This window comes from Escherichia sp. MOD1-EC6098, from assembly GCF_002965865.1.
Classification (GTDB): Bacteria; Pseudomonadota; Gammaproteobacteria; order Enterobacterales; family Enterobacteriaceae; genus Escherichia; species Escherichia marmotae.
In genome coordinates this window covers 105,674-118,923 of record NZ_PTSN01000016.1, presented here as the reverse complement: position 1 = coordinate 118,923, position 13,250 = coordinate 105,674, and the positions used below count along the sequence as shown (strand labels likewise).

General features: G+C 53.6%; 14 protein-coding genes. 6 read left to right on the top strand and 8 right to left on the bottom strand.

Going from position 1 to position 13,250, the window contains the following annotated elements:
- Window positions 1–56 precede the first annotated feature (56 nt).
- Together lpcA and C0K55_RS17145 are read left to right on the top strand one after the other, a co-directional pair.
- Complete coding sequence (gene lpcA / locus C0K55_RS17150) at window positions 57–635, top strand: D-sedoheptulose 7-phosphate isomerase (RefSeq protein WP_000284053.1); 579 nt, start codon at window positions 57–59, stop codon at window positions 633–635.
- A gap of 202 nt (window positions 636–837) precedes the next feature.
- On the top strand, window positions 838–1,605 hold the full coding sequence (locus tag C0K55_RS17145) for a class II glutamine amidotransferase (RefSeq protein ID WP_001515775.1): 768 nt from the start codon (window positions 838–840) through the stop codon (window positions 1,603–1,605).
- On the opposite strand, the gene dpaA is transcribed toward C0K55_RS17145, so the two are convergent.
- On the bottom strand, window positions 1,576–2,316 hold the full coding sequence (gene dpaA, locus C0K55_RS17140) for a peptidoglycan meso-diaminopimelic acid protein amidase (RefSeq protein ID WP_001225687.1): 741 nt from the start codon (window positions 2,314–2,316) through the stop codon (window positions 1,576–1,578). The two genes, C0K55_RS17145 and dpaA, sit on opposite strands and share 30 nt — an antisense overlap.
- A gap of 312 nt (window positions 2,317–2,628) precedes the next feature.
- Between dpaA and C0K55_RS17135 the strand changes: the two genes are divergently transcribed.
- Window positions 2,629–3,381: a C40 family peptidase gene (locus tag C0K55_RS17135; RefSeq protein ID WP_123057431.1), complete on the top strand. Its 753-nt coding sequence runs from the start codon at window positions 2,629–2,631 to the stop codon at window positions 3,379–3,381.
- A gap of 175 nt (window positions 3,382–3,556) precedes the next feature.
- A complete protein-coding gene (gene rayT, locus C0K55_RS17130) occupies window positions 3,557–4,054 on the top strand; it encodes an REP-associated tyrosine transposase RayT (protein ID WP_016248347.1) in 498 nt (165 codons plus the stop codon).
- 210 nt (window positions 4,055–4,264) lie between these two features.
- Here rayT and flhA read toward each other — a convergent pair whose 3' ends face one another.
- Genes flhA through C0K55_RS17095 form a run of 7 tightly spaced genes read right to left on the bottom strand, consistent with a single transcriptional unit; the run spans window position 4,265 to window position 10,494 of the window.
- Complete coding sequence (gene flhA, locus C0K55_RS17125; RefSeq protein ID WP_105266888.1) at window positions 4,265–6,358, bottom strand: flagellar biosynthesis protein FlhA; 2,094 nt, start codon at window positions 6,356–6,358, stop codon at window positions 4,265–4,267.
- Window positions 6,342–7,481 carry a flagellar type III secretion system protein FlhB gene (gene flhB / locus C0K55_RS17120; RefSeq protein WP_105266887.1) on the bottom strand — a complete coding sequence of 380 codons (1,140 nt, stop codon included), beginning with the start codon at window positions 7,479–7,481 and terminating at the stop codon, window positions 6,342–6,344. The genes flhA and flhB overlap by 17 nt, the downstream gene beginning before the upstream one ends.
- Entirely contained in the window at window positions 7,471–8,253 is a 783-nt protein-coding gene (gene fliR / locus C0K55_RS17115) for a flagellar biosynthetic protein FliR (RefSeq protein WP_001260515.1), read from the bottom strand. Before fliR ends, flhB begins: the two co-directional genes overlap by 11 nt.
- 1 nt (window position 8,254) lies before the next feature.
- Complete coding sequence (locus C0K55_RS17110; protein WP_000958541.1) at window positions 8,255–8,527, bottom strand: flagellar biosynthetic protein FliQ; 273 nt, start codon at window positions 8,525–8,527, stop codon at window positions 8,255–8,257.
- Between the two features lie 2 nt (window positions 8,528–8,529).
- Entirely contained in the window at window positions 8,530–9,282 is a 753-nt protein-coding gene (fliP, locus tag C0K55_RS17105) for a flagellar type III secretion system pore protein FliP (RefSeq protein WP_105266886.1), read from the bottom strand.
- Window positions 9,279–9,650, bottom strand: coding sequence for a FliM/FliN family flagellar motor switch protein (locus C0K55_RS17100; protein WP_105266885.1), 372 nt, complete (start codon window positions 9,648–9,650; stop codon window positions 9,279–9,281). The genes fliP and C0K55_RS17100 overlap by 4 nt, the downstream gene beginning before the upstream one ends.
- Window positions 9,643–10,494, bottom strand: a complete 852-nt coding sequence (locus C0K55_RS17095; protein WP_105266884.1) for a FliM/FliN family flagellar motor switch protein — start codon at window positions 10,492–10,494, stop codon at window positions 9,643–9,645. The genes C0K55_RS17100 and C0K55_RS17095 overlap by 8 nt, the downstream gene beginning before the upstream one ends.
- 1,411 nt (window positions 10,495–11,905) lie before the next feature.
- Between C0K55_RS17095 and C0K55_RS17090 the strand changes: the two genes are divergently transcribed.
- Entirely contained in the window at window positions 11,906–12,892 is a 987-nt protein-coding gene (locus C0K55_RS17090; protein WP_105266979.1) for a sigma-54 interaction domain-containing protein, read from the top strand.
- 14 nt (window positions 12,893–12,906) lie between these two features.
- Complete coding sequence (locus C0K55_RS17085; RefSeq protein ID WP_038355520.1) at window positions 12,907–13,248, top strand: flagellar hook-basal body complex protein FliE; 342 nt, start codon at window positions 12,907–12,909, stop codon at window positions 13,246–13,248.
- Window positions 13,249–13,250: the final 2 nt, after the last annotated feature.

Genomic DNA, 13,250 nt, shown 5'->3' with positions numbered 1-13,250 from the left:
GGCGGTATCCGGTACACTGCATTTTGTCTATTTAATTTATGCTGAAGGATATCCTCATGTACCAGGATCTTATTCGTAACGAACTGAACGAAGCGGCGGAAACGCTGGCTAACTTTTTAAAAGATGACGCCAATATTCACGCCATTCAGCGCGCGGCGGTCCTGTTAGCAGACAGCTTTAAAGCCGGTGGTAAGGTGCTTTCCTGCGGCAACGGCGGCTCCCATTGCGATGCTATGCACTTTGCAGAAGAGTTGACCGGTCGTTACCGTGAAAACCGTCCGGGCTATCCGGCGATTGCCATTTCTGATGTCAGCCACATCACCTGCGTCGGTAACGATTTTGGATTTAACGATATTTTCTCCCGCTACGTTGAAGCGGTAGGTCGCGAAGGTGACGTGCTGCTGGGGATCTCCACTTCCGGTAACTCTGCAAACGTGATCAAAGCGATCGCGGCGGCGCGTGAGAAGGGGATGAAAGTGATCACCCTGACCGGTAAAGACGGCGGCAAAATGGCTGGCACAGCGGATATTGAAATTCGCGTTCCGCACTTTGGCTATGCCGACCGTATTCAGGAAATTCACATTAAAGTGATCCATATTCTGATCCAGTTAATCGAAAAAGAGATGGCTAAGTAAGTCTGGCGTAGGCCGGATAAGGCGTTTACGCCGCATCCGGCATTTGTGCGCTGATGCCTGATGCGACGCTGACGCGTCTTATCATGTCTACAAATCTGTACCCGAACTGTAGGCCGGATAAAACGTTTACGCCGCGTCCGGCCAGAAAATCCTTAAACCAATCTTCGCCGGGGGCATCCCCCTGCTGTTGTGGAGGTTACCGATGTGCGAACTGCTCGGGATGAGCGCCAACGTCCCAACCGATATCTGCTTTAGTTTCACTGGGCTTGTGCAGCGCGGTGGTGGAACCGGGCCGCATAAAGATGGCTGGGGAATCACTTTTTACGAAGGCAAAGGTTGTCGCACATTTAAAGATCCACAACCCAGCTTTAATTCCCCCATCGCCAAACTGGTTCAGGACTATCCGATAAAATCCTGCTCGGTAATCGCTCATATTCGCCAGGCGAATCGGGGTGAGGTGGCGCTGGAAAACACTCACCCGTTTACCCGTGAACTGTGGGGACGCAACTGGACGTATGCGCATAATGGGCAACTGACGGGCTATAAATCACTGGAAACCGGCAACTTTCGCCCGGTGGGCGAAACCGACAGCGAAAAAGCCTTCTGCTGGTTGTTGTATAAACTGACGCAGCGTTATCCGCGCACACCGGGCAACATGGTGGCGGTATTTAAATATATCGCCTCACTGGCGGATGAACTGCGGCAGAAGGGCGTCTTCAACATGCTGCTTTCGGACGGACGTTACGTGATGGCGTATTGTTCAACCAATCTGCACTGGATCACCCGCCGCGCGCCGTTTGGCGTGGCAACGTTGCTGGATCAGGATGTGGAAATCGACTTCAGCTCGCAGACCACACCGAATGATGTGGTCACGGTGATTGCAACTCAGCCGCTGACGGGCAATGAAACCTGGCAAAAGATTATGCCAGGCGAATGGCGCTTATTTTGCCTCGGGGAGCGTGTAGTTTGATGCCAGTTGTGGTTGCACCACTTCGTGGCTCAACGGCTTGCTGACCACGTAACGGCCATTGACGACAGAAACCGTCGGTGGCTTACGAGTCTGTTCAAAGTAGTCGTAGCCCGGCTTCAGTTGTTCCCAGAAGTCCTTAAAGTTGGAATACTTATGGCGCTTCATATTGGCGTCGGTCATGCGGAAAGGATAAATGCTCACCTGCACACTCGGCTGACCAAACACCAGTGCGCCAGTAACGAACTGGAAAATCTCATCAATACCCTGATTGGTCATCGCGTAGCAACCGATAGAAACACAATCGCCGTGAATCATCAGGTATTTCCCTTCGTAACCATGCGCGCGGTCATAGGCGTTGGGGAAACCAATATTAATTGCTTTGTAGTAACGGCTGTCTGGTTTTAATTGATTACGCTGAACGCTATAAAACCCTTCCGGACTTTTGAAATCGCCCTGACGCTGTTTGGGGCCTAACCCGCCGGAATATTTACAAATTTTGTAGCTGTCGAGTAATTGATATTGCTCGCCCATTTTGACGTAGAGATCGAGCGTGCGCTCTTCCTTGAAGATTTGGATGTAGACAGGGGATCCCATCAACTGCTGCTTATACTCTTTGCTCACTGGCGTGGTGGAACTACCGCTGCCCAGCAAACTGGCAAACGAAACGCACGGGATCAACAACATCGCAAGAATTAATGCGATTTTACGCATACTGCTTATTCCTTGATAAAACGGTTACACACGCCAGGGCGGCAAAATAGATCCCAAATCGGAATAGTCTGGATTTGGAAGGCTCACATTAGCACCAAAAGAGTTTTACGCAAGCCTGTCGGTGCTGGGTTTACAAATTTAGCATAAGGGGCGATTTTCAAAAGTCCGAAAAGCGGCTGTATAGCGGATTTATTACTTATTTCCTAAGGTTATGAAACTGCAATAGTAATATGCAAATAAGCGATTAATAATCCTATTTACCCACCCGCTCCTTTAAAATTATCACCTTCATTCAGCCAGTTTATATCCTTCATGTATTCGTTCTCTCACGGCAGATTTCTGCGCCTGGGCGTGTTTTTTTTGTCCCTTTGGCTTCCTATATTTGCCAACGCCACTCCCGCATCACACACCTCCTTCAGTTACGCCGCCCGCCAGCGGATGCAAAACCGTGCGCGATTGCTAAAGCGATACCACGCGCATCTGAAAAAACAGGCCAGCTACATTGTAGAAGGGAACGCACAAAGCAGAAGGGCGCTGCGCCAGCACAACCGCGAGCAGATAAAACAGCATCCAGAATGGTTTCCTGCGCCGCTCAAGTCGAGTGACAGACGCTGGCAGGCGTTGGCAGAAAACAATCATTTCTTAAGCAGCGACCACCTGCACAATATCACTGAAGTGGCGATCCACCGCCTGGAGCAACAGCTTGGTAAGCCTTACGTCTGGGGCGGCACGCGGCCTGATAAAGGCTTCGACTGCAGCGGGTTGGTTTTTTATGCCTACAACAAAATTCTCGAGGCGAAGCTCCCGCGCACGGCCAATGAGATGTATCACTACCATCGGGCAACGATTGTGGCGAATAACGACCTGCGCCGGGGAGATTTGCTGTTTTTCCATATCCACAGCCGCGAGATAGCCGATCATATGGGCGTGTATCTGGGCGATGGGCAATTTATCGAGTCGCCACGTACCGGCGAAACCATTCGGATAAGCCGGTTAGCTGAACCTTTCTGGCAGGACCATTTTTTAGGTGCTCGGCGGATTTTGACGGAAGAGACGATTTTGTAGGACGGATAAGGCGTTTACGCCGCATCCGGCAATTGTGCTCCGATGCCTGATGCGACGCTGGCGCGTCTTATCATGCCTACAAATCTGTGCATTTTTGCGAGCCGCTTTCCCGATATAACAGAACCTCATTGTCGACTTTTCCTTTTCTTCTTACCGTTGAGAAAAAGGAGTCGCTATGTCTGAATATCGTCGTTATTACATCAAGGGGGGAACCTGGTTTTTCACGGTAAATTTACGGAATCGTCGAAGCCAGCTTTTGACCACCCAGTATCAGATGCTCCGTAACGCCATTGTTAAAGTTAAGCGAGCCAGACCTTTTGAAATTAACGCCTGGGTAGTTTTGCCGGAGCATATGCACTGTATCTGGACATTACCCGAGAGCGATGATGATTTTTCTTCTCGCTGGCGGGAGATTAAAAAGCAATTCACCCATGCTTGTGGATTGCAAAATATCTGGCAACCGCGTTTTTGGGAGCACGCCATCCGCAATACCAAAGACTATCGCCATCATGTTGATTATATTTATATAAATCCAGTAAAACATGGCTGGGTAAAGCAAGTAAGTGATTGGCCATTCTCAACGTTTCATCGCGATGTCACGAAAGGGTTATATCCCATCGATTGGGCGGGAGACGTAATGGATTTTAGTGCCGGGGAGCGTATCATTTTGTAATTGTGCGCTGGTGCCGGATGCGCTTATGCTTATCCGGCCTACAAATTTGTGCCTTAACCGTAGGCCGGATAAGGCGTTCACGCCGCATCCGGCAATATGCACCGATGCCGGATGCGCTTATGCTTATCCGGCCTACAAATTTGTGCTTTAACCGTAGGCCGGATAAGGCGTTCACGCCGCATCCGGCAATTGTGCACTGGTGCCGGATGCTTACATCAACGCCCCCATAATCTTCAACTCCAGCTCATCCGGCACTTCGTTATACGACAGCACATGCAGCCCCGGCGCAAACAACCTTGCGTAGCGCGCCAGCAAAGGGCGTAACTGCGGCGGCACCAGCAGCACCGGGTCTTTCCCCGCCGCTTTCATCTGTTCCTTCACCTGCGGCATCGTACTCTGGAACTGGTTGAGCATATTCGGGTCAACCGGCACGCTGTCGAGCATCACTTTGCCGCCCTGTTGCGCCTGATTCACCACGTTGGTCAGCAGATTTTCCAGCTCATTATTCAGCGTATACACCGTCAGCTCCTGCTTGCGAACGAACGGATGGGTAATACTGCGCCGCAGCGCCAGGCGCACATCGGCCGCCAGCAGAATATGATCCTTGGTCACCGTGCTACTGGCGACCAGCACGGTGGCGATGGTGACGATATCGCGCAGGGAAACGCCTTCGGTCAACAGAGCCCGGTACACCTTCAGCAACTGGCTGTAGTTCAGCGCCGCGCTCAAATCTTCCGCCAGTCGCGGAGCCATCGACGACAGGCGGTTATGCAACTGCGTGATGTCATCATAGTTAAACAAATCAGGAATATAGCTGCGCACAATCTTGTTCACATGGGTGGCAATCACGCTGGCGCTGTCGATCACCTGATACCCCATATTCAGCGCCTTCGCTTTCTGTGCAGGCTGTATCCAGGTCACCGGCATCCCATACGCCGGGTCGTTACCCAGAACGCCATCAATCTCGCCGTAGGTTTCGCTGGAGGGCAGGGCCATCAGTTTATCCGCCGGAATATCCGCTTCATCAGCCTTAATGCCGTTGATGAAAATGGCGTACTGACTGGGCTTGAGGCGGAAGTTTTCCCGAATGCGGATCTCCGGCAACAGCACGCCGTTGCCGTCGGAAATCACCTGCCGCACGCCGCGAATCCGCTGGGTGAGCGGGTTGCCCTGCGCTTTATCCACCAGCGCCACCAGCTTGTAGCCGAGGCTTAAACTGATGGGCTCGATCAGCGGTATTGTCTCCCAACTGACCTGTTGATCGCTGGTTTCGGTGATGGTGCGGGTCAGCGTTTCGAGGCTTTTCTCTTCCGCCTCCGCAGCCTGCGGGCGTTTGCTCATTCGCCAGCCGGTATAGCCAAGCAGGGCGCTGAACATCAGGAACGGCAGGTGCGGCATTCCCGGCACCACCGCCAGCACAAACATAATTCCGGTGGCGGTGTAGAGCACTGACGGGCTTGCCAGGAGCTGGTTACGCACGTCATGGGCGATATCGCCGTTATCGCTGACGCGGGTGACGATAATCGCCGCCGCCGTGGAGAGCAGCAGGGAAGGGATCTGCGCCACCAGCCCGTCACCGATGGTCATCAGCACATACTGCTGGAAAGCGGCATCGGCGCTCAGGTTATATTTGAAAATTCCGATACAGACACCGCCGATCAGGTTGATCGCCAGAATCATCATCCCGGCGATGGCATCGCCACGCACAAACTTCGACGCCCCGTCCATCGCGCCGTAGAAATCGGCCTCGCTGGCAACGTCTTTACGCCGGGTTTGCGCCTGTGCCTGGTTGATCAATCCGGCGTTAAGATCGGCGTCAATCGCCATCTGCTTGCCGGGCATCGCGTCCAGGGTAAAGCGGGCTGAAACCTCGGAAATACGCTCGGCTCCTTTGGTGACGACGATAAAGTTGATGATCATCAGGATGATAAACACCACAAAGCCGACGACAAAGTTGCCGCCAATCACCACCTGACCAAACGACTCAATCACCTTACCCGCCGCACCTGCGCCGAGATGCCCGTGCAGCAGCACCACGCGCGTAGAGGCGACGTTGAGCGTCAGGCGCATTAAAGTGGTGATTAGCAAAATGGTCGGGAACAGGCTGAATTCCAGCGGTCTTTTTGCCGACACCGCCACCAGTAGCACCATCACCGCCAGCACAATGTTGAAGGTGAACAGAATATCCAGCAGCGCAGGCGGTAGCGGCAAAATAATCATCGCCAGAATACACAGGATCACCAGCGGCACGCCGAGATTGCCGCCGCGCAGCAGCGCGAGGAACGATTTAGTTGTTTTCGCCATCCAGTTTAAGCACCTCTTTGGGAATGGAAATATGTCTGTTCAGCGCCGGGCGCGGCTGTGCGCCGTCGCGCCAGTGTTTCATTTGCAGGACGTAGGTCAGAACGTGGGCGATGGCCCGGTAAAGCTGAAACGGAATTTGCTGGTTAACCTGGGTGGTGTAGTAAACCGAGCGCGCCAGCCGGGGGAATTCCACGATTTCAATCTGATGTTCGGTAGCGACCTGGCGAATATAGAGCGCGATTTCGTCTGTACCTTTCGCCACCACAAACGGCGCGGCGGCGCGCGACTGGTCATACTGCAACGCAACGGCGTAGTGGGTCGGGTTGGTGATCACCACGTTGGCTTTCGGCACCACTTTGCGGATTTGCCCCATCGCCAGTTGCCGTTGCAGCCGCCGCACGCGCGCTTTCACTTCCGGCTTGCCTTCCTGATTTTTGTACTCTTCTTTCAGCTCCTGTTTGGTCATCTTCAGCCCTTTGGTGAACAGGGCTTTCGCCAGCGGCACGTCGATCAGCGCAAAGAAAATAAACAGGATGACGAAGTTGCGCATCACGCTGGCGTAGAGCGACAAACCCTCATTCATCGCCAGTTTGAACGGCAGCGCCTGCAGGCCGAGAAAGGCGGCAAAGTTATTGCGCAGGCTAATCCACAGCATTACCAGCACCACCACCGATTTCACCGTCATCTTCCCTGTTTCCGCCAGATGTTCACTGGAAAACAGCCGCCCAATGCCTTTTAACGGGCTGATTTTGCTGAAGTCCGGGAGGATTTTTTTCGGCAAGAACAGCCAGCCGCCAGGCACCAGCGAAGAGAGCAGCGCGGCGGCGGGCATCGGCAGCAAGGTGAGAATAAACTTGCCGAGAATTAACAGGTGATGGCGCAGAAACTGGCCGATCACCTGCGGGTTATTAATCTCCTGCGCATACTGGTGCACACTGATAAAACTCTCGCGTACAAAATCGGCATACCACGGGAAACTACTGGAGATCACCACAAACGCCGCAAACAGGCTCGCCGCCAGCCCCATATCCTTCGAGCGCGGCAGTTGTCCCTCTTCACGCGCTTTACGCAGCTTTTGCGCCGAGGGTTTCTCTGTTTTTTCTTCGCTGCTGCTATCCGCCATAGTGACCCTTCAGCGCGTCGAGTTGTTGCAATACAAAATTCGCCAGATGCAGATAGTGATCCGGCAGGTTGTAGAGCAGGGTGGCAAAACAGACCAGCCCCGCCAGCATGTTGATGGGAAAGCCGAGCGAAAAAAGGTTCAGCGGCGGCGCAATGCGGTTGAGCAGGCCAAAGCAGCCCTGCACAATCAGCATGATAAAAGTGGTCGGCAGCGCCAGCAGCGATGCCGACGCCAGCACCCAGCTAAAGGCCAGCGCGATGGTGCGCAGGGTTTGCGGATGCAGCGCGTTGCCAATCGGCCAGTAGGTGAAGCCCTTGTACAACACGCTCACCAGCAGCAGATGCCCATCCATGGCAAAAAACAGCAGGATCGCGTAGACGTTGATCAGTTCCGCCAGCACAGTGGTTGATGCGCCGCTGCTCGGGTCGTTCATCACCGCCATGCTCATCCCCATATTGAACGAGAGAATTTGCCCGGCCAGTTGCAGCGCGAGAAACAGAAACTGAAACATCAGCCCGAATAACATGCCCCATAAAATTTGCTCCACCGTCAGAATCAGGCTGTTGAGCGAAAGCAGGTCGTGGGGAATGGGATGCGGGATCAACGGTGTGATGATTATCGCCAGCGCCAGCGACAAAATAATCCGCACGCGCACGGTCAGGGCGCTGTTATCCAGCACCGGCACATAGCGCAGAAACGCCATAATGCGCACGAAGGGAAACCATAGCCCCAGCGCCAGATCCGTCAGTTGCGTAACGTCGCTTGTGCGCATCTCAATGAACCAGCAACGCGGCTTGGCTAAACAGGTGAATGCACAGATCATGCAACTGGATAATCATCCATTTGCCGCACACCCCCAGCACCACCAGCGTGACAATCAGCCTCGGCAAAAAGCTCAGGGTCTGTTCATTAATCTGCGTCACCGCCTGGAACACGCTCACCAGCAGGCCGACCAGCAGGCTTGGCACCACCAGTACCGAAACCAGTAAAATCACCACTTTTATGCCGCTGGCGACAATGTCGGCGGCTACGTCTACGGTCAACATAATCAGCCCAGCCCCAGCCCGCGAATGCTGGTGGTGAGCGTGCCGATGGTCAGCGACCAGCCGTCGATCAGCACAAACAGCATCAGTTTAAACGGCAGCGAAACAATCAGCGGCGACAGCATCATCATCCCCATCGCCATCAATACGCTGGCGACAATCAGGTCGATAACCAGAAACGGGATGTAAATCATAAAGCCAATCTGGAAAGCGGTTTTCAGCTCGCTCAACACATAGGCTGGCACCACAATCGTGAGATCCTGGTCGGCGGCATTGCCCTTCGCGCCGCCGATGGTCATGATTTGCGCCATCGCTTTTTTGTCGGTTTGCGCCAGCATAAAGCGTTTCAGCGGTGTAGCGGCGGTGCTTAAGGCATCGGTCAGGGTAATCCGATCGTTTTCAAACGGCACCACCGCGTGGTCGTAAATATTGAGCCAGATAGGGCGCATCACCAGCAGGGTGAGGGAGAGCGCAATACCAATCAGAATGCGGTTTGGCGGCGTTTGTTGCAGCCCCAGCGCCTGGCGCAGCAGCGACAGCACGATAATAAAGCGCGTAAAGCAGGTCATCATCAGCACCATCGTCGGCAGCAAACCGACGAGGGTCATCAGAATCAGCACCTGAATTTTGACGCTGTACTCCTGAGTGTTGCCGTGAGTGACCACGTTAAGCAGCGCAATATCGCCCCCCTGGGCGATTGCCAGCGGCGCGAGCGCCAGCAGCGCCAGGCCCAGCGTCAGCTGAGTGCGGCGTTTCATGGTGCCAGTTCGTTGATGTCGCGGGTGTTAAATTCCAGCACGCGCAGGCCGTACTTCTCGTTAACCACCACCACTTCCGCTTTGCCCAGCAGGATATTGTTTACTTTAATATCCAGCGGCTCCCCGGCGAGTTTATCCAGTTCAATCACCGTGTCGTCGTCGATGTTAAGCAGGTCGGCTAACATGATTTCCACCGACGACACTTCCAGCGTTAAGGTCACCGGAATGCGTTTCAGCAGCGTCATCGAGTCGGAAAAACGGTCTTCCTGGCGGGTGACCCGCGTTTCGGCATCGGTGGATTTCACGACAGGCGCAACGTCATCGGTCAGGCCAAAATCCTCAGCTAAAATATCTTCTTGCTTACTCATGGCTATTCTCATTTTTGCCCGCCAGCTCCGACAAAAACAGTTTGTCTTTGTCTTCCACAATCAGGGCGCTAAATAATTCAGATTGCCCAATCGCCACCGGGAATGTTTCTCCCAGTGATATGGGTAAAATATCCCCGGCTTTTATCTGCGAGAGAGCCGCAACATTCATCGACAGCTCGGCAATTTTGACGTTCAGGGTCAGCGGCAGGGAGCGGATGATTTCTTTAATCAATGCCGGTTTATTAACGGATTTCGCCACCTGCTGCGGTTTACTGTGCTCGCTGTGGCGAATCAGATTTAAAATAAAATCGGTGTGGGCGTCGTCGAGCAAAATACGAAAACTGCTCTCTTCATCGCCCGCAAGGGTAAAGGTTAATTGATACGCCCAGTGGGTAATCACCGTGCTGCTGTCCAGCTTTAACTTCAGCGCAATACCGGAGGTTTGCAGATTAAATATCAGCGTGCAGATATCCAGCGCGAGGCGGTTTTTTAATCGCGTTTCGGTTTTAGTCGGTAGCCCGTGATGGGGGTTCGTCTCTTTGAGAGATGACTCCAGACCATAAAAATTGCCCAGCAGCATTAACAATAAGGAGCGATCAATATCAAACGCCAGATGCCCGACCTGGGAAACCATCAACTCAGCGTTTTTATTTATAATATCCATTTCGCAGCCAATCTTTTTTAAGGTGATATTGCTGCGATGCTTTTTAAGAAAGTAGCTGCCAAGATGTGAATCAATCACGTCAAAATTCCCTGTAAACAGGGTCGGCAGGCGATGGTAGGGGCGTCCGAGCCGATTACCTTCTAATTTAAAGATGCCTGGCGTTTTACTGTACTTCAGCATGGCTTACTTTCTCTGCTGTAATGGTAAGGGCGTTTTTGTGCACGCAATTCCGGCAGTGACACAAGGTGAGGTATTAAATAGAGGGGGCGTGAAAGGGGCAAATTATTAATAGGATGAAAAAATAATTAAATTATTAATAGGTGAGATATCAGGCATCGTCATAAAACATTGCACAAACTGTAGGCCTGATAAGACGCGTAGCGTCGCATCAGGCATCGGCGCACAATTGCCGGATGCGGCGTAAACGCCTTACCCGGCCTACCGTCCGGCCGCAGGCTGTAGGCCTGATAAGACGCGCAGCGTCGCATCAGGCATCGGTGCACAACTGCCGGATGCGGCGTAACCGCCTTATCCGGCCTACCGTCCGGCCGCAGGCTGTAGGCCTGATAAGACGCGTCAGCGTCGTATCAGGCGTCGGCGCACAACTGCCGGATGCGGCGTAACCGCCTTATCCGGCCTACCGTTCGGGCGCGGGCTTGTAGGCCTGATAAGACGCGCAGCGTCGCATCAGGCATCGGTGCACAATTGCCGGATGCGGCGTAACCGCCTTATCCGGCCTACCGTTCGGGTGCAGGCTGTAGGCCTGATAAGACGCGTCAGCGTCGTATCAGGCATCGGTGCACAATTGCCGGATGCGGCGTAACCGCCTTATCCGGCCTACCGTCCGGCCGCAGGCTGTAGGCCTGATAAGACGCGTAGCGTCGCATCAGGCGTCGGCGCACAACTGCCGGATGCGGCGTAAACGCCTTATCCGGCCTACCGTTCGGGCGCGGGCTTGTAGGCCTGATAAGACGCGTCAGCGTCGCATCAGGCATCGGTGCACAATTGCCGGATGCGGCGTAACCGCCTTATCCGGCCTACCGTTCGGGCGCGGGCTTGTAGGCCTGATAAGACGCGTCAGCGTCGCATCAGGCATCGGTGCACAATTGCCGGATGCGGCGTAACCGCCTTATCCGGCCTACCGTTCGGGCGCGGGCTTGTAGGCCTGATAAGACGCGCAGCGTCGCATCAGGCATCGGTGCACAATTGCCGGATGCGGCGTAAACGCCTTATCCGGCCTACCGTTCGGGCGCGGGCTTGTAGGCCTGATAAGACGCGTCAGCGTCGTATCAGGCGTCGGCGCACAATTGCCGGATGCGGCGTAACCGCCTTATCCGGCCTACCGTTCGGGCGCGGGCTTGTAGGCCTGATAAGACGCGTCAGCGTCGTATCAGGCGTCGGCGCACAACTGCCGGATGCGGCGTAACCGCCTTATCCGGCCTACCGTTCGGGTGCAGGCATGGTGTTACATGTAACTCATTGTTGATCAACAAATAATATTTTTATTATCGTTTAATTCGAACTTGTTAATCCCGCCGGTGATACGCTTCAGAACATCCTGTTTTCTGTCGCTACTTATATCGTTCACCCTATGTCTGAACTTATTGCAACTGCCGCTTCCAGCATTAACGCTTTTACACTGGCAAAGCGTGTCGCCGCCTTTAACGTGCCGGTGCTCATTCAGGGCGAAACCGGCGCGGGCAAAGAATGCGTGGCGAAATATATTCACACCGTAGCCTTTGGTGAAAATGAAAACGCGCCCTATATCGGCGTGAATTGCGCGGCGATCCCGGAAAATATGCTGGAATCCACCTTATTTGGCTACGACAAAGGCGCATTTACCGGCGCAATTGCCAGCATGCCAGGAAAAATGGAACTGGCGAATAACGGCACCTTATTACTCGATGAAATTGGTGAAATGCCGCTGGCGCTACAGGCCAAAATATTACGCGTATTACAGGAACAACAGGTTGAGCGATTAGGCAGCAACCGACAAATTAAACTCAATTTTCGCCTGATTGCCTGCACCAATAAAAACCTTGAACAAGAAGTCGCTGCCGGACGTTTTCGTGAAGATCTCTATTATCGCCTGGCGGTTATTCCTATTACCATGCCGCCGCTACGTGAACGTCTGAACGATATTATTCCGCTGGCAGAGTCATTTATTAAAAAATACGCCACGGTACTGGTGAAAAATATCACCCTGTCGGAGTCCACCCGCCGCGCGCTGCTGAATTACCGCTGGCCCGGTAACGTTCGTCAACTGGAAAACGCCATTCAGCGGGGAATGATTTTAAATCGCGACGGCGTGATTTTCCCGGACGCACTAGGTCTGCCAGAAACAGACGTAACCGAAAATACAGAACTGCAATGGCCTGTTCAGCCCACCGTCCACATTGCCGAAACCCGCGATTTAGGCCAGCACGGACGTAGCGCGCAATATCAATATATCGCTGACCTGATGCGTAAATATCAGGGCAACCGCAGCAAGATTGCCGACCTGTTAGGTATTACCCCGCGCGCACTGCGCTATCGACTGGCCTCTATGCGTAAGCACGGTATCGAAGTTTTCTCCTGACCCGGAAGTTAAAAATGAGCATTACTAATATCAACAGCACCATGCAGGCGCAAATCATGCAGGACGTGCAGCGGATGCAGGCCAACGCCCAGGCACCGGTGCTGCCCGCCATGACCTTCAGTTCCACCGACCCGGACGTATCGTTTAACCGCATTATGTCCGGTGCGCTCGGTCATGTTGACCAGTTCCAGCAGGTGGCGGAGCAGCAGCAAACGGCTGTCGACACGGGCAAAAGTGATGACCTCGCAGGGGCGATGATCGCCAGCCAGCAGGCGTCGCTCTCTTTTTCCGCGCTGGTGCAGGTGCGCAACAAAATCGCCACCGGATTTAACGATCTGATGAGTATGTCGATCTAACA

Bases quoted from the DNA above. Each gene is read 5' to 3' on its own strand.
- lpcA (WP_000284053.1), top strand. From the start codon at position 57: ATGTACCAGGATCTTATTCGTAACGAACTGAACGAAGCGGCGGAAACG.
- C0K55_RS17145 (WP_001515775.1), top strand. From the start codon at position 838: ATGTGCGAACTGCTCGGGATGAGCGCCAACGTCCCAACCGATATCTGC.
- dpaA (WP_001225687.1), bottom strand. From the start codon at position 2,316: ATGCGTAAAATCGCATTAATTCTTGCGATGTTGTTGATCCCGTGCGTT.
- C0K55_RS17135 (WP_123057431.1), top strand. From the start codon at position 2,629: ATGTATTCGTTCTCTCACGGCAGATTTCTGCGCCTGGGCGTGTTTTTT.
- rayT (WP_016248347.1), top strand. From the start codon at position 3,557: ATGTCTGAATATCGTCGTTATTACATCAAGGGGGGAACCTGGTTTTTC.
- flhA (WP_105266888.1), bottom strand. From the start codon at position 6,358: ATGGCGAAAACAACTAAATCGTTCCTCGCGCTGCTGCGCGGCGGCAAT.
- flhB (WP_105266887.1), bottom strand. From the start codon at position 7,481: ATGGCGGATAGCAGCAGCGAAGAAAAAACAGAGAAACCCTCGGCGCAA.
- fliR (WP_001260515.1), bottom strand. From the start codon at position 8,253: ATGCGCACAAGCGACGTTACGCAACTGACGGATCTGGCGCTGGGGCTA.
- C0K55_RS17110 (WP_000958541.1), bottom strand. From the start codon at position 8,527: ATGTTGACCGTAGACGTAGCCGCCGACATTGTCGCCAGCGGCATAAAA.
- fliP (WP_105266886.1), bottom strand. From the start codon at position 9,282: ATGAAACGCCGCACTCAGCTGACGCTGGGCCTGGCGCTGCTGGCGCTC.
- C0K55_RS17100 (WP_105266885.1), bottom strand. From the start codon at position 9,650: ATGAGTAAGCAAGAAGATATTTTAGCTGAGGATTTTGGCCTGACCGAT.
- C0K55_RS17095 (WP_105266884.1), bottom strand. From the start codon at position 10,494: ATGCTGAAGTACAGTAAAACGCCAGGCATCTTTAAATTAGAAGGTAAT.
- C0K55_RS17090 (WP_105266979.1), top strand. From the start codon at position 11,906: ATGTCTGAACTTATTGCAACTGCCGCTTCCAGCATTAACGCTTTTACA.
- C0K55_RS17085 (WP_038355520.1), top strand. From the start codon at position 12,907: ATGAGCATTACTAATATCAACAGCACCATGCAGGCGCAAATCATGCAG.